General features: G+C 60.5%; 19 protein-coding genes. 12 read left to right on the top strand and 7 right to left on the bottom strand.

Features of this window, described 5'->3' with window-relative positions; genetic code table 11:
- Positions 1–33 precede the first annotated feature (33 nt).
- From K8U54_RS18445 to K8U54_RS18420, 6 genes are all read left to right on the top strand, one after another.
- The gene (locus K8U54_RS18445; RefSeq protein ID WP_249907179.1) at positions 34–1,434 is read left to right on the top strand and encodes a purple acid phosphatase family protein; all 1,401 of its coding nucleotides are present in this window, start codon (positions 34–36) and stop codon (positions 1,432–1,434) included.
- A gap of 71 nt (positions 1,435–1,505) precedes the next feature.
- Positions 1,506–2,420 carry a GGDEF domain-containing protein gene (locus tag K8U54_RS18440; protein ID WP_249907178.1) on the top strand — a complete coding sequence of 305 codons (915 nt, stop codon included), beginning with the start codon at positions 1,506–1,508 and terminating at the stop codon, positions 2,418–2,420.
- Complete coding sequence (locus tag K8U54_RS18435) at positions 2,417–3,454, top strand: AraC family transcriptional regulator (RefSeq protein ID WP_249907177.1); 1,038 nt, start codon at positions 2,417–2,419, stop codon at positions 3,452–3,454. Before K8U54_RS18440 ends, K8U54_RS18435 begins: the two co-directional genes overlap by 4 nt.
- Before the next feature lie 381 nt (positions 3,455–3,835).
- Entirely contained in the window at positions 3,836–5,257 is a 1,422-nt protein-coding gene (gene leuC, locus K8U54_RS18430) for a 3-isopropylmalate dehydratase large subunit (protein WP_249907176.1), read from the top strand.
- Between the two features lies 1 nt (position 5,258).
- Positions 5,259–5,867 carry a 3-isopropylmalate dehydratase small subunit gene (leuD, locus tag K8U54_RS18425; protein WP_249907175.1) on the top strand — a complete coding sequence of 203 codons (609 nt, stop codon included), beginning with the start codon at positions 5,259–5,261 and terminating at the stop codon, positions 5,865–5,867.
- A 51-nt stretch (positions 5,868–5,918) separates the two neighbouring features.
- Positions 5,919–6,614 (top strand): RraA family protein, encoded by a 696-nt coding sequence (locus K8U54_RS18420; RefSeq protein ID WP_249907174.1) that lies wholly within the window; start codon positions 5,919–5,921, stop codon positions 6,612–6,614.
- On the opposite strand, the gene K8U54_RS18415 is transcribed toward K8U54_RS18420, so the two are convergent.
- Positions 6,615–7,544: a LysR substrate-binding domain-containing protein gene (locus K8U54_RS18415; protein ID WP_249907173.1), complete on the bottom strand. Its 930-nt coding sequence runs from the start codon at positions 7,542–7,544 to the stop codon at positions 6,615–6,617.
- A gap of 112 nt (positions 7,545–7,656) precedes the next feature.
- On the opposite strand from K8U54_RS18415, the gene K8U54_RS18410 reads away from it, so the two are divergent.
- Positions 7,657–9,003 (top strand): 2-hydroxycarboxylate transporter family protein, encoded by a 1,347-nt coding sequence (locus K8U54_RS18410; RefSeq protein ID WP_249907172.1) that lies wholly within the window; start codon positions 7,657–7,659, stop codon positions 9,001–9,003.
- Positions 9,004–9,185: 182 nt separating this feature from the next.
- Here the strand turns inward: K8U54_RS18410 and K8U54_RS18405 are convergent, their stop codons facing one another.
- A complete protein-coding gene (locus K8U54_RS18405) occupies positions 9,186–11,291 on the bottom strand; it encodes a TonB-dependent receptor (protein ID WP_249907171.1) in 2,106 nt (701 codons plus the stop codon).
- 170 nt (positions 11,292–11,461) lie between these two features.
- Here K8U54_RS18405 and K8U54_RS18400 point away from each other — a divergent pair, with 170 nt between their 5' ends.
- On the top strand, positions 11,462–12,184 hold the full coding sequence (locus tag K8U54_RS18400; protein WP_249907170.1) for a DUF4198 domain-containing protein: 723 nt from the start codon (positions 11,462–11,464) through the stop codon (positions 12,182–12,184).
- Between the two features lie 1,081 nt (positions 12,185–13,265).
- Here K8U54_RS18400 and guaA read toward each other — a convergent pair.
- From guaA to K8U54_RS18380, 4 genes are all read right to left on the bottom strand, one after another.
- Positions 13,266–14,843 carry a glutamine-hydrolyzing GMP synthase gene (gene guaA / locus K8U54_RS18395; RefSeq protein WP_249907169.1) on the bottom strand — a complete coding sequence of 526 codons (1,578 nt, stop codon included), beginning with the start codon at positions 14,841–14,843 and terminating at the stop codon, positions 13,266–13,268.
- 83 nt (positions 14,844–14,926) lie between these two features.
- Positions 14,927–16,396 (bottom strand): IMP dehydrogenase, encoded by a 1,470-nt coding sequence (guaB, locus tag K8U54_RS18390; protein ID WP_249907168.1) that lies wholly within the window; start codon positions 16,394–16,396, stop codon positions 14,927–14,929.
- Positions 16,397–16,618: 222 nt separating this feature from the next.
- Positions 16,619–17,155 carry a sugar ABC transporter ATPase gene (locus K8U54_RS18385; RefSeq protein ID WP_249907167.1) on the bottom strand — a complete coding sequence of 179 codons (537 nt, stop codon included), beginning with the start codon at positions 17,153–17,155 and terminating at the stop codon, positions 16,619–16,621.
- A gap of 90 nt (positions 17,156–17,245) precedes the next feature.
- The gene (locus K8U54_RS18380; RefSeq protein WP_249907166.1) at positions 17,246–17,707 is read right to left on the bottom strand and encodes a multidrug/biocide efflux PACE transporter; all 462 of its coding nucleotides are present in this window, start codon (positions 17,705–17,707) and stop codon (positions 17,246–17,248) included.
- Between the two features lie 85 nt (positions 17,708–17,792).
- Between K8U54_RS18380 and K8U54_RS18375 the strand changes: the two genes are divergently transcribed.
- The 3 genes from K8U54_RS18375 to K8U54_RS18365 are packed head-to-tail and all read left to right on the top strand — an operon-like array spanning position 17,793 to position 19,304.
- On the top strand, positions 17,793–18,668 hold the full coding sequence (locus tag K8U54_RS18375; RefSeq protein WP_249907165.1) for a LysR family transcriptional regulator: 876 nt from the start codon (positions 17,793–17,795) through the stop codon (positions 18,666–18,668).
- 12 nt (positions 18,669–18,680) lie between these two features.
- A complete protein-coding gene (locus K8U54_RS18370) occupies positions 18,681–18,932 on the top strand; it encodes a hypothetical protein (RefSeq protein ID WP_249907164.1) in 252 nt (83 codons plus the stop codon).
- Between the two features lie 57 nt (positions 18,933–18,989).
- On the top strand, positions 18,990–19,304 hold the full coding sequence (locus K8U54_RS18365) for an NIPSNAP family protein (RefSeq protein WP_249907163.1): 315 nt from the start codon (positions 18,990–18,992) through the stop codon (positions 19,302–19,304).
- 347 nt (positions 19,305–19,651) lie between these two features.
- Here K8U54_RS18365 and K8U54_RS18360 read toward each other — a convergent pair whose 3' ends face one another.
- A complete protein-coding gene (locus K8U54_RS18360; RefSeq protein WP_249907162.1) occupies positions 19,652–20,047 on the bottom strand; it encodes a DUF488 domain-containing protein in 396 nt (131 codons plus the stop codon).
- A gap of 65 nt (positions 20,048–20,112) precedes the next feature.
- On the opposite strand from K8U54_RS18360, the gene K8U54_RS18355 reads away from it, so the two are divergent.
- A complete protein-coding gene (locus K8U54_RS18355; protein ID WP_249907161.1) occupies positions 20,113–20,784 on the top strand; it encodes a COG3650 family protein in 672 nt (223 codons plus the stop codon).

Raw genomic sequence — 20,784 nt, 5'->3', positions numbered from 1 at the left:
AACGCTCCTCAGCCTTACCCAAGGAAACCGCTCATGCATCGCCCCCTGCTGCTGGCCACGTTACTGGCCACCGCCCTGACCTGCTCCCCGTCCTTTGCCCAACAGCCCGCGCCGCATTCGCCCGGCCAGCCCTACGCCGCAGGTAACCTGGCCGACCGCATCGTGCTGACGCCGGGCGCAGATGCCGCAACACAGCTGGCCATCAGCTTTCGCACCGATGTGCAGCAAGGCATTGCCCAGCTGGAGTTCGGCCCGGCGCTGGCCGGGCCACAGTTGACCGCCAAGGCGCAGCCACGCAGTGGGCAGACCCGCCGAGTGGACGCCGAGAACGGCCCCTCCAACTACCACCAGGTGCGCCTGGAACAGCTGACCCCCGATACCGCCTACGTGTATCGGGTCAAGGGCAGCGCCGGCTGGAGCGAGTGGCATCAGTTTCGCACCGCCAGGCAGACCTTCGCACCGTTCACGTTCCTGTACCTGGGCGATACCCAGAACGACATCCTCGCCGTGGCCTCACGCACTATCCGCCAGGCGCTGCGCAGCGTCGCCCGCCCAGCGCTGGTGGTGCACGCCGGTGATCTGGTCGCCTCGCGCGACGAGCTGGCCCATGACGACGAATGGGGCGAGTGGAACCAGGCCGGCGGCTGGGCCTATGCCGCCATCCCGCAACTGGTGGCCGCCGGCAACCACGAGTACATCGACACCGTACAGGCCGACGGTAGCGAGAGCCGCACCCTTGGCGCGCATTTCCCCGCTCAGTTCGCCCTGCCGCGCAACGGCGCCGAGGGCGTGGCCGATACCAGCTACGTCAGCGACTACCAGGGCGTGCGTTTCGTGGTGCTGGACGGCACCTCGGCGCTCGACCTCGGCACCCTCGAGAACCAGACCCGCTGGCTGGAAAACGCCCTGAAGACCAGCCAGGCGACCTGGAACGTGGTGGTCATGCACCAGCCGATCTACACCTGCGCGCGCCCCGAGGACACCGAAGAACTGAAGGCCGCCTGGCAACCGCTGCTCGAACGCTACAAGGTCGATTTGGTGCTGCAGGGCCACGATCATTGCTACAGCCGCCTGACCCACGCCGCCGGCCGCGATGCCACCCGCCAGGCACATCAGGCCAACCAGCCCATCGGCCCGGTGTATCTGGTGTCGGTCACCGGCTCGAAAATGTACGGCCTCAACGACCGCGCCCACACCCAGCCTGACCGCAGCGCCGAGGACACCCAGCTGTTCCAGACCATCGCGGTGGAACAGAACCGCCTCAGCGTGCGCACCTACACCGCCGACGACCGCCTGTACGACGCCTTCGATATCCAGCGCGACGCCAAGGGCAATAAATACCTGCATGAACCGAAGCTTGAGAAACAGGCCGAGCGCTTCTGCAACGCCGAGCGCGGCCCCGATGGCCTGCCCTGCAGCGCGCGGGACAAATGACCGTCATCGTTCTGAGACATTGCCCCGGCATGCTCGGCAGCGCCCACCAGCGGCGCTGCAAGGAGACCCCCATGAAGTCGTTGTTGAAACTGCACGCCATGACCCTGACCGGGCTGGTGCTGGCTGCCAACGCCGGCCTGCTGATCTACCTGGCCGCTGGCGACATCAAGCGCTGGGCCGAGATCAACTGGATGGACGTGGCCGGCGAAGGCGGCACCTGCCTGATCCTCTGCGGCTGGCTGATCATGCTGCTGCGTGGCCGCCCGGCCGGGCGCGTCACCCGCCTGCTGTCGCTGGGGTTGTGCTTCACCGCCTTCTCGATGTGGATGGATTGCCTGGACGAATTCATCCGCCTGCCCGCCGAGGCGATCTGGGACAACTGGCTGGAAACCGCGCCCATGCCCGTGGGCATGCTGTTGCTGACCCTGGGTATGTATCACCTGCAGCAGGAGCAGCGCGCCATCAGCGAGCAGATGCGCAAGCGCGAGCAACGGCTGCGCGACCACCGCCTGTTCGACAAACTCACGCCGCTGTCGGGCGCCCAGTACCTGCGCCAGCACCTGCAACAGTCCCTGGTGCAGGCGCGAACCGAGCAGCAGCCGCTGTCGGTGGTGGCCATCGACCTGGACGATTTCAGCCTGGTCAACCAGCGCTACGGTCAGGATGAAGGCGATCAGGTGCTGCAGGCCGTCGCCCAGTTGCTCCTGCTCAACCTGCGCCAGCAGGACATGCTCTGCCGGCTGGCCGGCGACCGCTTCGTCGCCGTGCTGCCCAACACCGGCGAGCATCAGGCGCTGAGCATGGCGGGCGAATTGCGCCAGAGCATCGCCAACCTCGCCCATCGCAGCCAACACCACGGCGAGCGCGTGCAACTGCGCGCCACGGTGGCCGCCGTCATGGCCCTAGATGAAGATGAAGCGCAACTGCTCAAGCGCCTCAACCTGGCCCTGGCCTGTGCCAAACCGCGCCTGGCGCGCAGCGCATGAGCGCCGCCGGTTACGAGTGCGACAGCCGCTTCATCGCCGCTCACCACCTGCCCGCCATATTGATCGACCTGGCGCGCTCGCGCGGTATCGACACCCATCACCTGCTACGGGGTTGCGAGCTGTTCTATGACGACATCATCACCGGCCAGGCACGGATCAGCCCCGGCCAGTTTCTGCGTCTGATCGCCAACGCCGAGAAGCTGTTGAGTGCGGCGGATACCAGCTTCCTGTTCGGCCAGCGTCTGTGGCCCGGTCATTACGGCGCGGCTAGCCATCTGCTGGAACAGGCCGACAATCTGCTGCAGGCGCTGGAGGATCTCGTCACCTACCGCGCCCTGCTGTCGCCGCTCCTGACGCCCGTGTTGCACCTGGACGATCATTACCTGCACCTGTACTGGCGCGACAGCTGCGGCGCCGCCGAGCGACTGCCCTTTCTGCTCGAAGCGAGCATGACCGCGGTGGTCGCCCTTTCTCGCCGTAAGCAGAACGAGCGTCTGCCGTGGCGCTTCCAGTTCGCCTATGCCGAACCGAACCATGTCGAGCAATACTGGGTGCACCTGGGCGACGCGCTGAGTTTCGACCGCCCTTCGACGGTCATGAGCCTGCCCCGTGAATACCTGCTGCGCCCCTGGCCGAATGGCGGCGCCACGGGCGCGCGAGTCGCCCGCCAGGCCTGCACCGAGCAGCTGCAACGCTGGGGCTGGCAGCACAGCCTGCTCGACGAACTGCATGCTCACCTCAGCGCCCATATCCGTCAGCCGCTGAGCCTGGAGCGCGTCGCCGGCGCCTTCGCCACCAGCCCGGCCACGCTCAAGCGCAAGCTCGGCAAACACGGCACTCATTTTCAGGAGCGGCTCGACCTGGCGCGTCGCGATTTGGCGCTCTACCTCTACCAGGTCAAGGGCTACAACAACGATGAAGTGGCGCAGCGACTCGGCTTCAACGACATCACCAACTTCCGCCGCTCGTTCAAACGCTGGACGGGCCTCGTGCCCAGCGACCTGGCCGCCTTCGCACTGCATGGCAAGGCTTGACCCGCCCCCGTTGGTGAGCATTCATGGTAGTCAGACAGCCTGCGTCATTTACCAGCGCTCAGGTGGGCGCCTGAAGTAAAGCGGTAAGCCGGAGAACAAGCGTCCGGGGTAATGGGAACACAAGCGTTACTAGGACAATTATCTAAAGGGCGTACAGGCCGGAATGGCTGCCTGTGAACAGCCGCTGTCAGCGAAATCCTAGATCCTTTCTCCAATCCACCGCCGGAAGAAGCCACCGATTAAACACGATATGTGAATTTAAAATGCCCAGCGGACGCATTGATGCTCGTGATCGTTCAAATATGCTTGGGATGACTGCCTGAAGGTTGCAGCCTCCCGTGAAGTCTCTGACTCGCATAACAATCACTCGCGAGAACTGCCATGCACTGCCCTAAAACTCTCTACGACAAGCACATTGATTCCCATACCGTCTGCAAGCTCGATGACCATGGCCACGTGCTGCTTTACATCGACCGTCAGGTTGCCAACGAATACACGAGCCCCCAAGCATTCAGCGGACTGCGCGAGGCTGACCGAAAGGTCTGGCGACCATCCTCGACGCTCTGCGTCGTCGATCACGTCAACCCTACTGCTCCACAGCGGGTGGCTGCCATGCCGGACGCCGGAGGGGCTCTGCAGGTGTCCTACTTCGAAAAGAATTGCCGTGATTTCGGTATCGAGCTGTTCGACGTTCTGGATAAACGCCAGGGCATTGAACATGTTGTCGCACCCGAGCAGGGCTTCATACTACCCGGCATGGTGGTCGCCGCCGGTGACAGCCACACCACTACGTACGGTGCACTGGGCGCATTCGGCTTCGGCATCGGTACCTCGGAAATCGAACACCTGCTCGCGACCCAGACACTGGTGTACAAGCGCCTGAAGACCATGCGCGTCACGGTGCAGGGCGAGCTGGGCCCAGGGGTGACGTCGAAAGACATCATTATGGCGCTGATACAGCGTATCGGCGCGTCCGGAGCCACGGGCTACGCCATCGAGTTCGCCGGTGGCACCATCGAAGCACTCAGCGTTGAGGCCCGCATGACCATCTGCAACATGGCGGTTGAAGCCGGCGCTCGTGGGGCGTTCATGGCGCCCGACGAGAAGGTTTACGCGTATCTCAAAGATAAGCCTCGCGTACCCAAGGGTGAGCTGTGGGAGCAGGCAGTGGAAAAATGGAAATCGTTGTATACCGATGAAGGCGCGCAGTTCGACAAGGAAGTGCAAGTTGACGCTAGCGAGTTGGGCCCTATGGTCACTTGGGGCACCAGCCCCGACCAGGCTGCGGCCATCGGCGAGCAAGTGCCTGACCCGGGCCAGGAACGCGACTTGATTCGCCGTCAGGATTTGCAGCGCGCTTTGCGCTACATGGGTCTCGAAGCAGGCACACCACTTGCAGAAGTGCCGATCAGCCACGCGTTTATCGGCTCCTGCACCAATGCACGTATCGAGGATTTGCGTGACGCCGCGCGGGTGGTGCGAGGGCGTAAAGTTGCTGCCAACGTACGTGCCATGATTGTTCCGGGTTCCACGTTGGTACGTGAGCAGGCTGAAGCCGAAGGGCTTGCGCAGATCTTCCAAGACGCAGGCTTCGAGTGGCGACAGTCCGGTTGCTCGATGTGCCTGGCGATGAATGACGACGTTCTATCGCCTGGTGACCGCTGCGCATCGAGTACCAACCGTAATTTCGAAGGCCGTCAGGGCGCTGGCGCCCGCACCCACCTGATGAGCCCGGCCATGGTCGCGGCCGCCGCCGTCAGCGGCCACCTGATCGACGTTCGTACGCTGGCGATGGAGGTCTAACATGCAAGCATTCACTACCGTCCAAGGCATTGCAGCGCCTTTTCTCGCTGCCAATGTGGACACCGACGTCATCATGCCCAAGCAGTTTCTCAAAGGTATCGACCGTAGCGGCCTAGATCGCGGCATATTCTTCGACCTGCGCTTTCTCCAGGACGGTACGCCGAATCCCGAGTTTGTTCTTAACCAGAGCCCTTGGAACGACTCAAGCTTCCTCGTGGTAGGGCCAAACTTTGGCTGCGGTTCGAGCCGCGAACATGCGGTTTGGGGTCTAAAGCAGATTGGCATTCGTGCTCTGATTGGTACCAGCTTCGCCGGTATCTTCTATGACAACTGTCAGCGCAATGGGGTACTGCTCATTCAGCTCGCCGAAGCCGAGTTACTGGAAGTCGGTCGACAGGTAGGCTCGCCAGACCAGGCTCAGATCACCGTCGACCTTGCTCGCCAGAAAATTCGTCTGAGCAACGGCCAGGTGATTGCCTTTGAAATCGACCCTTTACGCAAAGACGCACTACTCCAAGGGCTGGATGCCATTGGCAGCACCCTGCAGCGTACAGATCAGATACGCGGCTTCGAGACCGAGCATCACCGCACAAACCCCTGGCTTGCTTAAACTATGATTCAGCAGCGGGTCTCTGCATAAGAGACCCGTATTGGAACCGTTATGCTTGACGTAACTTCAAACAGCTCCTGGCCACCCGGCTACCTGATCAATCCACCAGTATCTGCAGTTCCCTCCGACTGGTTGGCTGCATTTCACGACATGCCCAGCGCCATCGTCAGCGATTGTCTGGGGCGCAACGTGGGTGGGCTCGGTCTAAAACCTTTTCATGGTGCCAAGCATTTGTGCGGGAGCGCACTGACCGTACGCGTGCGTCCCGGCGACAACCTGCTGACGCTCAAGGCCATTCAAATGGCTCGGCCAGGCGACGTTCTGGTTATAGACGGAAGCGGAGACATGACCCGCGCGGTGTTCGGCGGCATCATGCGCGCCATGGCGCTTAAGGCTGGAATAGCCGGCGTGGTGGTAAACGGCGCAATTCGCGACCAAGACGAGTGCCTGGAGGGCCAGCTCCCCATTTTCGCGTTGGGGAGCGTTCACAGAGGGCCGAGCACCGATGGCAACGGCGAAATCAATGTGCCGATCTCCTGCGCGGGCCTCGTGGTTAGCCCCGGCGATATGGTACTCGGTGATCTAGATGGCGTGGTCGCTGTGCCCCAGGCCGAGTTACCGGCTTTGCACGAGCGGTGCCAGCAGTTGCTTGACCGCGAACGCAGCATCATCTCGGCCATCTCGGCAGGCACGCTGGACCCTACCCGATTCGACGACTTGCTGCGCAGCAAGGGTTGCCCGCTCTGATCAGCCCGTGAGCACCATTTTCCTAAATCGGTTTTCGAGGAACTCCACGCAAACGCGAAGCTTAGCTGAGTCCGATAATCGGGTCGGATACACCGCCCAGACGTTAGCGCTTTGGGTGTAGGCCGGTAGCACGCGCACCAGCTTGCCCTGATCGAGCAATGGTTGGACGTCCCAGAGCGAGCGCAGGATGATGCCTCTGCCGCCCAGCGCCCACTGCAGCACTATTTCACCGTTGTTAGAAGACAATCGGCTGCTGACACGTACCGTTTCATCACCATCTGCATGGTTCAGCTGCCAGACCCCGAAAGGGTTGTTGCGCTCCTTGAGCACCAAACAATCATGCTGGGCAAGATCCTTCAGGCTCAATGGCTTGCCTCGTCTCTCCAGATATTCTGGAGTCGCGCAAAGGATCCGCTGGTTGCTTACCAGCTTGCGGCCGATGTGATGACCAGGCAAATCATCACCAACACGGATTTCCAAATCGAACCCCTCAGCGACGATATCGACGACACGGTCGAACACATCCAGCCGGACTTCCAGATCTGGGAAGGTAGATGACAGCTCTGCAATCGCAGGTGCTACATGATTGCGACCGAACCCGAAACTGCTGCAGATGTGCAACAGGCCCCTAGGTGCCTGACGGATTTCTGTTAGCTCACTGACGAAATCATCCATGTCATCGAGAAATCGGGTTGCCCATCGCTGGGTCTTCTCTCCAGCTTCGGTTAGCGCAATACGGCGTGTAGTGCGGTGCAGCAACCGGGTTTGCAGAGTTTCTTCAAGGATGCGAATTCGCTTGCTGACGAAAGCCGGTGACAGACCTAGTTCGTCGGCGGCTCCTGCGAAACTGGATTTGCGGATCACGGTGAGAAACACACAAAGATCATCTGGAAGGGGAGATTCGACACGAATCGTGTTTGTAGGCGTCATGATTGATCTGTTTATTGCACTTTACGCGAAGGATAGCATTCTTCATCGGCGATGAACTCGATGTCCAGACGCCGACCATTCCTCCTTCACAAGAACAAACAGAGGATTAGCCATGAGCCTGATCTCCAATTCGGGATCGGCGTCGGACGCCGCTGCTTCGTCGCCTAAACGCCGCCTACTTCATACTCTCCTTACTTACGAGATAGGCGTGATACCACTGCCTTATTTCCTCGCGATAGCGTTGACCGTTTTCCTCTCTGCGCATTTTGGACTACTGCCCAAGAACATGATTGGCGGCCTTGCCGTGATCATGACCATGGGGGTTTTCTTCGGTCAGCTCGGGCAACGGCTGCCAATCCTGAAGGAAATCGGTGGTGGTGCGATTCTCTGCCTGCTGCTGCCTTCGGTACTGGTGTTCTACGGCTTTTTCGGGCCGACTACTATCGATGCGACCAAGATGCTGATGAAGGAAGCCAACTTCCTGTACTTCGTCATCGCCAGTCTGGTCGTGGGCAGTATCCTGGGCATGGATCGCTTCATTCTCGTGCAAGGCATGATCCGCATGTTTGTGCCTTTGGTCGCTGGTACGCTAGCTGCGGTGACTGCGGGCATGGCAGTCGGCATGCTGTTCGGCTACAGCGCCTATCACACCTTCTTTTTCATTATCGTGCCGATCATTGGTGGCGGCATCGGAGAAGGGATCCTGCCGTTGTCGCTGGCTTACTCCGCCATCCTCGGTGGCACGCCTGATCAGTACGTAGCGCAATTGGTGCCCGCTGCAGTCGTGGGCAACATCATCGCCATCATCTGTGCCGGAGTGCTGGCACGTATCGCCCTCAAAAAGCCGGCATGGAACGGTGACGGCATGCTGATTCGTGCCAAGGAAGAAAACGATCTGTTCCGTGAGAAAGAGGAATCAACCCACCATATCGATTTCCGTTACATGGGAGCTGGTGTGCTGCTGATCTGCGCCTTCTTCATCCTGGGCGGGCTGGCTGAGAAGATTGTGCATATACCGGGGCCGGTGATGATGATTCTGCTCGCCGTACTGTTCAAATACCTGCGCGTGATTCCGCCGCTCCTCGAACAAGGTAGTAAATCGTTCTACAAACTGGTGTCCGTTGCATTCATCTGGCCAGTGATGATCGGTCTGGGCATGCTCTATGTGCCCCTGGATAGCGTGGTGGAGGTGTTTTCCGTCGGCTACGTGGTGGTATGTGCCTCGGTAGTGGTGTCGATGACCCTTGCCGGTTTCCTAATCGGCAATCTCTTGAAGATGTTCCCTGTCGAATCGGCCATCGTGACCTGCTGCCACAGCGGCCTGGGGGGCACCGGCGATGTAGCGATCCTGTCGGCCTCCAACCGCATGGGATTGATGCCATTCGCACAGATTTCCACGCGCATCGGTGGCGCATCTACCGTCATCCTAGCCACACTTCTGCTCGGTTTCTTCCACTGACAAGCGATTATGAACGATGAGAAGTAGCCTCTAACGGCTGCTTCCGCTCGAAAGCAGCTGGTGGTTACCTGTGCATGCAGTGATTCCCCAAAAGGCTGACCTCCCGCACCCCAAGGCAGACGCCGATCAAGATCGGCGTCTACATACCGCTCAGCACGACGTTCAGCAGTTTTTTCAGGTCGTCAGAAGAAGTATCTGACCGATGCCCCAAGCGTCGTCGAAGGTTGCGGAACGATCACCAGTCCGCTGTTGGTGCCATAAGCCGTTTCAGTGCCGTAACGATGAGGCTGAAAGGTGCCATACACAGTGAATTGGTAATCGCTGTAGTCATAGGAGGCCCGGAGGTCGTATCGGGTGTAAACCGGCATCTCTTTTCTTTCAGTGCCGACGTAGTACGGGACACCAGTGAGATGATAGGCGTCGGCATTGAGCGTCAACTGCCCTGCCATGAACGCATTCTGATATTGAATGCCGGCTTTATAGGTATGTTCAGGCACTACGAGTCGGTCGCCAGTACCGGCAGGCGGATTGTCTATCACCGCATCGATGATCCGTCCGTAGCTCGCGTAGGTACTGATTGTGGATGTGGCTTGGTAGTTGAAACTGGTCTCCACACCTTTACGCGTTGTGTCGGCAACCTGCTCAAAGACACCAGGAGAGGTTTGCAGTGTCTCGCTGTCATTCTGGATATAGTAGAACTCGGTAGTGCTGGAGAGTCGTTCAGTTGGGCGAGCCGTGAAACCGATGTCATAGGAGGTGACTTTGCTGGGCCGCACGCTTCCATTGATTCGGCCGCCGGTGTCGCTTGGTGGCAGAGCACTGCTGCTGCCTGAGCTGATGTATTCCGCGGCAGGCGAACGAAAGCCCTGAGAAGCGTTGGTGAACACTTCGAACTGCTCCGTCGGCGTCCACACCAGTCCGAGTTTCGGTGTGGTGACCGAACTGTGGTAGCCGGTATCAGCGTTGCGGAACTTGAGATTATCGATGTCATAATCAAAACGATCGTAGCGAATGCCCCCCAACAACTTCAATGACTCGACCGGTTTGTATTGACCCTGGGCGAACACCCCATACGTGATCAGATCCTGATCGAAGTCAAAATAGAAATTGGGCGTAGGCTCGAAGTTGCGATACTGCTGGCGATAGGCGTCGCCCTTGTCACGGCGCACGTCGGCGCCGACCATAAGCGACGCGGAGCCCTCGTACACGAAGTTATAGGCCAGCCGCCCACCGTAGATATCACGATCATCCTTGCCGTAATTGTGGGTGTTGGTGCCGTTTGAGATTCCGCGTACCCGCTTGAAGTCCTCGAAGTACGCGGTGTAATAAAGACCCTCCTCGCTTTCAGCCGGTGCGCGATTGAAGACATAGGTATTTCGGTTTGCGTTACCGAACCCGTAAAGGTTGTCAGTATCGCGGCGACTGATTGTCCCGGCTCGCAATGCAGGCAAATTTAGGTAGCCATCATTCTTGAAGTCCGATTCGTAATGGCTGAAGCGCGCTGAGTATTTTGCCTCACCGATCACTTTAGAGAGCTTCCAGAAGTAGTTGTCGCGCCTGGTCTCTGCTGCCTTGCGATAGCCGTTGGTCTTGTAGATATCCGCCACGAACAACGATTCGAGTCCTTCATGCTCACCGCCTAGCACCAAATCGGTTCGGCGCCCATCAAAGCTAGCGATGTCCAAGCCTATGCTCGAGGCCACATCGCCGCCATCAAGCGTTTCGATGTTCACCGAGCCCGCACGGTTCTGGTCGCCGTGCAGCGCCGATACAGGGCCTTTGATGACGTCGACGCGTTTGATCATCTGCGGCGTCAGCCATTCCAGAAAAACCGGGCCGTGCCCGGCACCACCTTGACTCGACGGAATGTTCTGCGGAACGCCGTCAACGTACACGGCCACGTCAGCACCGTGAGTACCGTTTGTGGTGAAACCGCGCATACGAAAGCCATTGCCGGTATCACCTTGGTCGATATTGTTGGCAACAACACCTGGTACCCGGCGGTAGATGTTGGAGATATCTCGGCCAACGTTGAGCGTCCGGAGTTCCTCGTCGGTGATGGTGGTGACCGCCGTCGGAAGGCTCTCGGGGGCATTGCTCACATTGCTGCGCGTCAGCGGAGTAGCTCTACCCTGTGTACCTCTCTCACCTACAACTTCAATCGCACCTAGCTCGGTGACACCCTCATCCTCTCGATCTGCAGCAGCAACCGAGGCGCACGAGACAACGCAGAGCAATGCCGCTCCATTAAAAACCCAACCACTGCCGCGATTCGCACGTCCGTACATGAACCAAATTTCCTTGAGGTGTTGATCTATGACACAGTAAAAGATACGTTATATCATATCAAAAAGGATAACGATCAAGGTGTTGATTTGTCGTTTTGGCTTTTCATCGACCAGTCCGACGCCCGAATCTCAAGCCTTGCTCACTCCAGTCACTACATCAGGAAGAACGTATGAAGCTTGCACTTTCGCTGGCCGCACTAGCAGGCGCAATTACCATTGGTTCAGCCCAGGCCCATGGCATCTGGACGGAAACGAGATATGGTCAGCTTGAGGTTGTATATGGACACGGCGCGGAGGATGAAGCTTATGAACCGAAAAAAATTGGCGCCGTGCGGGCATACAATCAGAACGGAAAAATGGTGCCTGTTACGGTTCAGCGACTAAGTGATCATGTTCGACTAATGCCGTTAACCTCCCCCTCCGTCCTGACAGTTACGCTCGACAACGGGGTGTGGAGCAAAGATAAAGACGGAAAATCCGTGAACGCGCCTATGGCAGAGGTACCAGGCGCGGTGAATGCCAGTCACAGCTACAAGTACAGCTTGGCGATTTTGGCACCGCATGCCCATATCCCTGATCAATTGGGGATTGCGATGGTCATTCGTCCGTTGAAAGATCCAGCAGAAGTAGGAGTTGGTAACGCTCTCCCGGTCGTGGTGACCATCGACGGCAAACCAGCTGCGAATATCGCTCTTCTCGACGACTACCGGGGAATGCTCGATGCAAGCAGCGTCAAAACCGATGCTAAGGGGCGCGCTAGCATCATCATCCGCAACGCTGGACTGAACATTATCGCGGCCCAAGCCAGGGTACCGGCCAGCGGCGAGAATGAAGTATCGGAGCGCAGCCTGTTCACATCCCTGACGTTCGTCGGAGAAGCACATCACCATTAAACAGGTCGGTGCATCGTAGAGGTCTCCCGGACGAGTTGGGGTGGTCACCTAAGACTGTTGCACTAGAACGCGAGCCGTACGTTGCGATCGGAACAATCACAGAGGCTGGTACCGCAGCAGTAGAGCCAGGCCTCTACCCTGTGCGCGCGAGTAGTTCACCTTATTCTGTCAGCGTCAAAGAAGACTCGCCTCTAATATTTCAAAACCAGCAGCAACGGCAATTCTTTTTGTTTTACAAACCTGGCTCGCTCGACGCCCTTACGGACCGCCCGTACGATGACGGATCATTTGCTTGGGAAGCGCATACATAGCCATAACGAGCGAGGTTATTGCACCTGATAAAAAGTTGAACGTCTCATTTATATCCATAGGTAGAACCGTACCCCAAGCCAGTGCGCCAAAACCTCCAGCCATGGTTACGATAAAGATATGAAGAGCACATCTGTAAAGCCCGCAAGACGCGTATATGATTGATAGAATCAACGCTGGCAATCCGTAGAAGAGCAAGCTAGCCAGCGACCCCAGCATACTGAGCCAAAGTGCGCCGCTTACTATTTCCAACAAGCTCATACTTGAGTTTTTCGAAGATAACTCAACCCTAGCGAAATCGAATGCAATGGCGAATGCAACCAGCGCCGGGCATAAAGTGAATGATATAATTACTTTCCCAAGTGGATACATATCAATTCACACACCCTTGTGCGGCCCCATGGCCTAACAACTAACAACCATATCGTATGGCTTGGACTTGGGCTTGCGAAGTTTGGTATCACTAAGCATCGAGGTTTTTACTCCTGTTCATGACGGCGTTTACCGTCAAGGGTCAGGAGACCTGTTGATGCCGGGAAAGCCGCACCAAGCAAGCTTTCCCGAGGAGTGAATTACCGTCACAGACCGGTTCTGACTGGATAGTAAACGGAACGGTCTTAACCAACCGTCCATTTATTACCGTCGCCGCTACCGCCAACCCGCGTTGCTTAGTGGCGATAGGGCCCGATAGCAAAAGCAACGGACTAACTTAAAAATCAATACGTTAGCACTTGCTACCGATACGTCTCAAAAAGCCCAAAAGGACTCGGTATCACTCCCACTCGATGGTCGCTGGCGGCTTGCTCGACACGTCGTAGGTGACGCGGGAGATGCCGTCGATTTCGTTGATGATCCGGCCGCTCACGGTCTCCAGCAGCTCGTAAGGCAGGTGCGCCCAGCGTGCGGTCATGAAGTCCACGGTTTCCACGGCGCGCAGGGCGACGACCCAGGCGTAGCGACGGCCGTCACCGACCACGCCCACCGAACGCACCGGCTGGAACACCACGAAGGCCTGGCTGGTCTTGTGGTACCAGTCGGCCTTGCGCAGTTCTTCGATGAAGATATGGTCGGCGCGGCGCAGGATGTCGGCGTATTCCTTCTTCACTTCACCGAGGATGCGCACGCCCAGGCCCGGGCCCGGGAACGGGTGGCGGTAGACCATGTCGTACGGCAGGCCCAACTCCAGGCCAATCTTGCGCACTTCGTCCTTGAACAGTTCACGCAATGGCTCGACCAGCTTGAGGTTCATTTCCTCAGGCAGGCCACCGACGTTGTGGTGCGACTTGATCACGTGGGCCTTGCCGCTCTTGGCGCCAGCCGACTCGATCACGTCCGGGTAGATGGTGCCCTGGGCGAGGAACTGGATGTTCGGCAGCTTGCTGGCCTCGGCATCGAACACGTCGATGAAGGTGCGGCCGATGATCTTGCGCTTCTTCTCCGGGTCGGCTTCGCCGGCCAGGTTGTCGAGGAACTGCTTCTCGGCGTCGGCGCGGATCACCTTGACGCCCATGTTCTCTTTGAACATGGCCATCACCTGGTCGCCTTCGTGCAGGCGCAGCAGGCCGTTGTCGACGAACACGCAGGTCAGCTGGTCGCCGATGGCTTTGTGCAGCAGCGCGGCGACCACCGAGCTGTCGACGCCGCCGGACAGGCCCAGCAGCACGTTGGCATCGCCGACCTGCTCACGCACCTGGGCGATGGCGTCTTCGACGATGTTGGACGGCGTCCACAGCGCTTCGCAACCGCAGATGTCCTGCACGAAGCGGGTGAGGATGCGACCACCCTGCTTGGTGTGGGTCACTTCGGGGTGGAACTGCACGCCGTAGTAGCCGCGGGCATCGTCGAACATGCCGGCGATCGGGCAGCTCGGGGTGCTGGCCAGCACGTTGAACTGGCCCGGCAGCTGGGTGACCTTGTCGCCGTGGCTCATCCACACGTCCAGGCCCAGCACGCCGTCGGCGTCGACATGGTCTTCGATGCCGTCGAGCAGCTTGCTCTTGCCGACCACGTCGACCCGGGCGTAGCCGAATTCGCGCAGGTCGGAACCTTCGACCTTGCCGCCCAGTTGCTCGGCCATGGTCTGCATGCCGTAGCAGATGCCCAGCAGCGGTACGCCGAGGTCGAATACGGCCTGACGCGCGCGCGGGCTGTTGGCTTCGTGAACCGACTCGGGGCCGCCGGCCAGGATGATGCCACGTGGGGCGAAGGCCCGGATGTCCTCGTCGGACATGTCCCAGGGATGCAGTTCGCAGAACACGCCGATCTCGCGCACGCGGCGGGCGATCAGCTGGGTGTACTGGGAACCGAAATCGAGGATCAGGATACGGTGAGCGTGAATGTCGAGGGCCATGACTCTGTTCTCGTCAGTGGAAGCAGAAACAACGCGGGGCTGTCGATACAGCCCCGTTCTTCATACAGTGCAAAAATCGATTTTCAGCCTACCCGGTAGTTCGGGGCCTCTTTGGTGATCTGCACGTCGTGGACGTGGGATTCGGCCATGCCGGCACCGGTGATGCGCACGAACTCGGGCTTGGTACGCATCTCGTCGATGGTCGCGCAACCGGTGTACCCCATGGAGGCACGCAGGCCGCCCATCAGCTGATGGACGATGGAGCCCATGGCGCCCTTGTAGGCCACGCGGCCTTCGATGCCTTCCGGTACCAGCTTCTCGGCACCGGCCGAAGAATCCTGGAAGTAGCGATCCGAAGAACCCTGGGCCTGGGACATGGCGCCCAGCGAACCCATGCCGCGGTAGGCCTTGTAGGAACGGCCCTGGAACAGCTCGATCTCGCCCGGCGCTTCTTCGGTACCGGCCAGCATGGAGCCGATCATCACGGCGGAGGCGCCGGCGACGATGGCCTTGGACAGGTCACCGGAGAAGCGGATGCCGCCATCGGCGATCAGCGGGATACCGGTGCCTTCCAGCGCAGCGGCGACGTTGGCCACCGCGGAGATCTGCGGCACGCCGACACCGGCGACGATACGGGTGGTGCAGATCGAGCCCGGGCCGATGCCGACCTTGACCGCGTCAGCGCCGGCTTCGGCCAGGGCCAGTGCGGCAGCGCCGGTGGCGATGTTGCCGCCGATCACCTGGATGTCCGGGAAGTTCTGCTTGACCCAGCGCACGCGCTCGATCACGCCCTTGGAATGACCGTGGGCGGTGTCGACGATGATCACGTCGACGCCGGCATTGGCCAGGGCGGCAACGCGGTCGCCGGTATCGGCGCCGGTGCCGACCGCGGCGCCAACACGCAGACGACCCTGGTCGTCCTTGCTGGCCAGCGGGTAGGCCTTGGCCTTTTCGATGTCCTTGACGGTCATCATGCCTTTCAGCGTGAAGGCGTCATCGACGATCAGCACTTTTTCGATACGGTGCTTGTGCAGCACTTCGCGAACGGCTTCCTTGGCGGCGCCTTCCTTGACGGTGACGAGGCGCTCCTTGGGGGTCATCACTTCACGCACCAGGGCGTCCAGGCGATTCTCGAAACGCACGTCGCGGGAGGTGACGATACCGACCAGGTCGCCGTTGCTCAGCACCGGCACACCGGAGATGTTGTTCTGGCGGGTCAGCTCGAACAGGTCACGCACGGTGGCGTCGGCCTCGATGGTGATCGGGTCCTTGACCACGCCGGACTCGAACTTCTTGACCTTGCGCACTTCGGCAGCCTGCTGCTCGATGGTCATGTTCTTGTGGATGATGCCGATGCCACCTTCCTGCGCCATGGCGATGGCCAGGCGGGCTTCGGTGACGGTATCCATGGCCGCGGAAAGCAGCGGGATATTCAGCTCGATGCCGCGGGTAAGGCGAGTCTTGAGGCTTACGTCCTTCGGCAGAACGTCGGAGAAACCGGGAATGAGAAGAACGTCGTCGAAGGTAAGGGCTTCTTGACTGATACGCAGCATGGCGGGGGCTCCCAGGCGGGAAAATTGGAAGCGCGCCATTATACCGAGTCAGCCCCTGTCACTCAATGTAAAGAATGGCGATCGACCGTTCGGCGTCTAACCGAAATGATTCTCGGCGAGCGGGGAACCGAAGCGCATTCGCGTAGCCTGAATTATCTCAGGCTCAAGGAAGAGCTCCCCTTCTCTCCCCTGGTCGCCCTCCACGAGGGATAGACGCCTCACTCAAGCCTCTACCACGGCCACCGGATAGCCCAGCCGTTCGGCGAACTCTTCGAGAAAGCTTGCCGTGAAGCGCGCCTGCGCCCAGCCGTTGAAGATGAAGCCCAGGTTGGAAAACCCGCAGGGCTGCAGGAACAGAAAGCCGTTGATGTCGTCTTCATGCCCACACAGCGGGCAGGCGAAGTTGTCGGTTTCGCCGGGCATCCACTCGTCCAGGCTCTCGAACAGCGCCTCGCCGATCTCCTGCCGGCACTCCGGGCAACCGGCTTCCTCGAGAAACCCTTCGGTGGGCGTATAGATGCAGCGCCGGTAGATGACCTCCAGGCCGTTGACCGGCTGGGCGAATGGCAACTGCCCAGCCGCCTCCACCACCCGGCTCGCCCCCGGCGCGATGGCGTAGGCCATGCCGCTGCGCCCGCAGGTGGTCGGCAGCGCCTCGACGATATCGCGCTTGGCCAGCCAGCGCAGGATCTGCTGCGCCTTGCGCTCGTGACCGGGAAAGCTGGAAATGCGCGGGACGATGATGCTTTGCGTGGCCATACCGCCTCTTCGGGGTAACGAAACCGCGCAGCTTAGTGGCAGCCGCCAGCCGGCCACAAGCCGGCCGGGACTGACGGCCCCGCTCGCCCGTCAGGAACACGCCAATGGGCGGGCCTGACGCCGGCTGTAGTAGCGCTCGCGCAGTTTGTCGTAGGCCAGGTTGTAGCCCAGGGTGTACGGCAGGAAGAACAGGATCAGGCCGATATCCAGGAAGAACGCCGCCACCAGGCTGATCGACAGCCACCAGGCCGCCAGCGGTACCAGCACCAGGATCAGGCCGGCCTCGAACAGCAGCGCATGGCTGATTCGCGCCCACAGGCCGCGCTCGAAACCCATGCGCCGCTGCGCGGCATCGAACAGGATGTTGAAAATCATGTTCCAGAGCATGGCGATGGCCGAGAACATCAGGGTCAGGGCGCCCATGTGCGCCAGCGACTTGCCCATCGCCCAGGCCAGCAGCGGTGCGCACACCACCACGGCGATCAGTTCGAACAGGGTGGCGTGCAATACGCGCTCTTTCATGGAGCGCCGGGCAATGGTGGACGGCTTCATTTCAGACTCGCTAGGTAGGATCGATGGCGCTATTCTCATCGGCAAAACTGCCAGCTGAAAGTTAACAGCCATCGGCTAAACCGATATGAATCTCTCTCCCGAATCCCTGCAGGCATTCGCCCAGGCAGCTGCCACGGGCTCGTTCAGCGCCGCGGCCCGGCGTCTGGGCAAAAGCCAGTCGACGATCAGCGAGGCGATTTCGCGCCTCGAGGTCGACCTCGACGTCACCCTGTTCGTGCGCGGCGCCCGGCACCTGGCCCTGACCGAAGCCGGCAGCAGCCTGCTGAGCCGCGTGCAGGACGTACTGGCCGCCTCGGACCGCCTCCTGCGCCAGGCCAGCCAGCTGGCGGCGGGCCTGGAGCCCAAGCTGACCCTGGTACTCTCCGACGCCTATCAGGCCAGCCAGTACCAGGCGCGCCTGAGCGAGCTGGATGAGCGCTACCCGGATCTGGAGTTCGAGTGTTTCTTCGCCGAACACGCCGATGTGCTGGATCTGGTCGGCCAGGGCCGCGCCCACCTGGGCCTGCTTGCCGCCCAGGCCAGCTACCCGCCCGAGCTGGCCCACGCGAGCCTGGCGGACGCGGCGGACTTCGGCCTGTTCGTCGCCAAGGGGCATCCGCTCAGCCGACTGCCTCGCGTCACCCTCGAAGACCTGATGCACTGGCGCGTGCTACGCCTGAGCAGCGTGGCGGACCACCCCGGCGAACTGGACGACCTGCCCGGCAGCGGGGGGCGCTGCTGGTCGGCGCCAGACTACCTGCTGTTGCTGGAAATGGCCGCCCTGGGCTTCGGCTGGGCCGCCCTGCCCCGCCAGCTGGTGCAGAGCCACGGTAACCAGGGCCTGCATGAGCTGGCGGTCAATGGCTGGCCGAAGCAGGTAGCCGTCGATGTCGTCTGGTCTCGGGTCAGGCCCCTGGGGCCGGCAGCCTCATGGCTGCTGGAACGGTTATTGAGCGCCTGACGGAGGCTGGACATGAACAGCTTCACGCCGATCGATCTCGAGCGCCGCAGCTTCACGGGCCTGCGCTGCGTATACATTCTGCTGACGCTACTGGTCGCTGGCGGCTCGCTCCATGTGCTGATCGCGCTTAGCCACAACCTCTGGCTGGCCGGCTTTCTGCTGCTGGTAAACGGCCTGATGATCTATGGAGCGCTGATCGCCAAGGACAGCATCCAGCGCAACATTCACGAAACGCTGCAGGGCCTCGGCCAGATTTTCGGCTGATGCTCACGGTGCATTCGGGGACGGCGTTATGCTGCTCGCCCCGTCAAGGAGAAGACCATGATCACCTGTTACCTGCGCTACATCATCGACCCTTACCAGCTGGCCGAATTCGAGCACTACGCCAACTTGTGGATTCCCCTGGTGGAGAAATTCGGCGGCCAGCACCACGGCTACTTCCTGCCCTCCGAAGGTGCCAACAATGTGGCCCTGGCGCTGTTCAGCTTTCCCAGCCTGGCTGCCTACGAGGACTATCGGGAGCGCTCCATGAAGGACGAAGAATGCCTGGCCGCCTTCGCCTACGCCCAACAGAACCGCTGCATCCTCAGCTACGAGCGCAGCTTTATGCGACCGGTTGGCGTCGAGCCGCGTTAACGATCGTTGGGTGTCTGGGAGCTTGTATCCGGAATCGACTGCGATAAGGGGCGGATTCAACTGATCGTTCCTCACGCTCGGCATGGGAATGCCGCCGAGGGCGCTCTGCGTCCGCTGTTGCATGCCGCGCGCAACCGGAGCAGGCGCAGAGCGCCTTCGCCTGGGCTACCACGCTGGAGCGTGGGAGCCATCGTAAACCTGCTCATATTGGTGGGCTGAAGCCCACCCTACGAGGCTGGCACGATCTATAGGGTGGGCTTTAGCCCACCACTGCAAATGGCCGCTTTCGCCACGTTGCAGTCACTACATGCGCAATTACCGCGAATGATCGTAGACAACTGCTAGCCCTACAGCTCGCCGGCGTAACAGACCGGCGAGCTGCTCGTGCCCCGTCGATCCAGTTCATCCTCGAGAAACTCCTGCAGCACGCGGGCATTGTTGCGCTCCCTGTCGCGGGCGGCGTACAGCAGCGTCAGCGTGCCTGCTGCGGCGCGTGCCAGCAGACCCTGCCAATACTCCGGGTGTGCTGCCAGCTCGCGGCGGTAACCCTCGCTGAACATCTCGAACGCCTCGGCCCGATGGGCGAACTCGCGGCGCAGCTCGGTCGATGGCGCCACCTCGCGCAACCACTCGTCATACTGCAGTCGCTCCCTGCTTAAGCCCCTCGGCCATAGCCGATCGACCAGCACTCGATAGCCATCACTCTCCTCACGCGGTTCATACACCCGCTTGCAGCAAATCATCGCTGGTCTCCTTGAGATTGCCCGGCGGCCTCGGTAACGTGGCCCCTCGCCAGTCGGAGAGCCCCATGCACATCAGCCGTAAACTCCTAGTGTTCACCCTGCTGCCCCTGTTCGCCAGTTGCGCGGTGTATACGGGCAAACCCGTGGACGCGGAAAAAGCCCAGACCCGCCTGCAGGGCGAACTGACCCGCGAGAATGGCCAGCTGTGGCTCAAGCCCTGCGAAGACCCACGGCGCTTCGCGATCACCGAGGGCAGCACCACCATCACCCAGGATGCCAGCGAACTGCTGGGCGATGGCCACTCGGCGCTGTTCGCCGATCTGCGTGGGGTCATGGGCTCGACCCCGATCAGCGGCGCCGACGGCGCAATGCAGGTCGGCCGGGTATACCGCCTGCAACCCGAAGGCCACGGCTGCGACGACCCCAATTTCAAACGCACGCTGGTTCGCGCTGCCGGCCAGGAGCCGTTCTGGAGCGTCACGGTGAGCAATCAGGGCATGGTGCTCAGCGGGCCCGACCGTGAACCGCTGGCATTGCCCTATATGGAAGAGCAACTGCCCGAGGGCCGTATCAACCTGACCAGCGAAGCCAACGGCGAACGCGTGGAGCTGTGGCTGGCGCCACAGCGTTGCGTGGACAGCATGAGCGGTGCAGTACAGCACATGAGCGCCCAGCTGCGCCTCAATGGCAAGCCGATGCGCGGCTGCGCGGCGTTCGGTGGCGCGCGCAACGACTGA

This window comes from Pseudomonas fulva, assembly GCF_023517795.1.
Lineage (GTDB): Bacteria > Pseudomonadota > Gammaproteobacteria > Pseudomonadales > Pseudomonadaceae > Aquipseudomonas > Aquipseudomonas fulva_D.
Note: the sequence above shows the minus strand (reverse complement) of the source record. Positions and strands in the feature narration are given on the sequence as shown.

Excerpts from the sequence above, each read along its gene's own strand:
- K8U54_RS18415 (WP_249907173.1), bottom strand. The coding sequence starts at position 7,544 with ATGACGCCTACAAACACGATTCGTGTCGAATCTCCCCTTCCAGATGAT.
- guaA (WP_249907169.1), bottom strand. The coding sequence starts at position 14,843 with ATGGCCCTCGACATTCACGCTCACCGTATCCTGATCCTCGATTTCGGT.
- K8U54_RS18360 (WP_249907162.1), bottom strand. The coding sequence starts at position 20,047 with ATGATTTGCTGCAAGCGGGTGTATGAACCGCGTGAGGAGAGTGATGGC.
- K8U54_RS18385 (WP_249907167.1), bottom strand. The coding sequence starts at position 17,155 with ATGGCCACGCAAAGCATCATCGTCCCGCGCATTTCCAGCTTTCCCGGT.
- K8U54_RS18420 (WP_249907174.1), top strand. The coding sequence starts at position 5,919 with ATGCTTGACGTAACTTCAAACAGCTCCTGGCCACCCGGCTACCTGATC.
- K8U54_RS18380 (WP_249907166.1), bottom strand. The coding sequence starts at position 17,707 with ATGAAGCCGTCCACCATTGCCCGGCGCTCCATGAAAGAGCGCGTATTG.
- K8U54_RS18435 (WP_249907177.1), top strand. The coding sequence starts at position 2,417 with ATGAGCGCCGCCGGTTACGAGTGCGACAGCCGCTTCATCGCCGCTCAC.
- K8U54_RS18400 (WP_249907170.1), top strand. The coding sequence starts at position 11,462 with ATGAAGCTTGCACTTTCGCTGGCCGCACTAGCAGGCGCAATTACCATT.
- K8U54_RS18405 (WP_249907171.1), bottom strand. The coding sequence starts at position 11,291 with ATGTACGGACGTGCGAATCGCGGCAGTGGTTGGGTTTTTAATGGAGCG.
- leuC (WP_249907176.1), top strand. The coding sequence starts at position 3,836 with ATGCACTGCCCTAAAACTCTCTACGACAAGCACATTGATTCCCATACC.
- K8U54_RS18410 (WP_249907172.1), top strand. The coding sequence starts at position 7,657 with ATGAGCCTGATCTCCAATTCGGGATCGGCGTCGGACGCCGCTGCTTCG.
- K8U54_RS18355 (WP_249907161.1), top strand. The coding sequence starts at position 20,113 with ATGCACATCAGCCGTAAACTCCTAGTGTTCACCCTGCTGCCCCTGTTC.
- K8U54_RS18365 (WP_249907163.1), top strand. The coding sequence starts at position 18,990 with ATGATCACCTGTTACCTGCGCTACATCATCGACCCTTACCAGCTGGCC.
- guaB (WP_249907168.1), bottom strand. The coding sequence starts at position 16,396 with ATGCTGCGTATCAGTCAAGAAGCCCTTACCTTCGACGACGTTCTTCTC.
- K8U54_RS18440 (WP_249907178.1), top strand. The coding sequence starts at position 1,506 with ATGAAGTCGTTGTTGAAACTGCACGCCATGACCCTGACCGGGCTGGTG.
- K8U54_RS18445 (WP_249907179.1), top strand. The coding sequence starts at position 34 with ATGCATCGCCCCCTGCTGCTGGCCACGTTACTGGCCACCGCCCTGACC.
- K8U54_RS18375 (WP_249907165.1), top strand. The coding sequence starts at position 17,793 with ATGAATCTCTCTCCCGAATCCCTGCAGGCATTCGCCCAGGCAGCTGCC.
- leuD (WP_249907175.1), top strand. The coding sequence starts at position 5,259 with ATGCAAGCATTCACTACCGTCCAAGGCATTGCAGCGCCTTTTCTCGCT.
- K8U54_RS18370 (WP_249907164.1), top strand. The coding sequence starts at position 18,681 with ATGAACAGCTTCACGCCGATCGATCTCGAGCGCCGCAGCTTCACGGGC.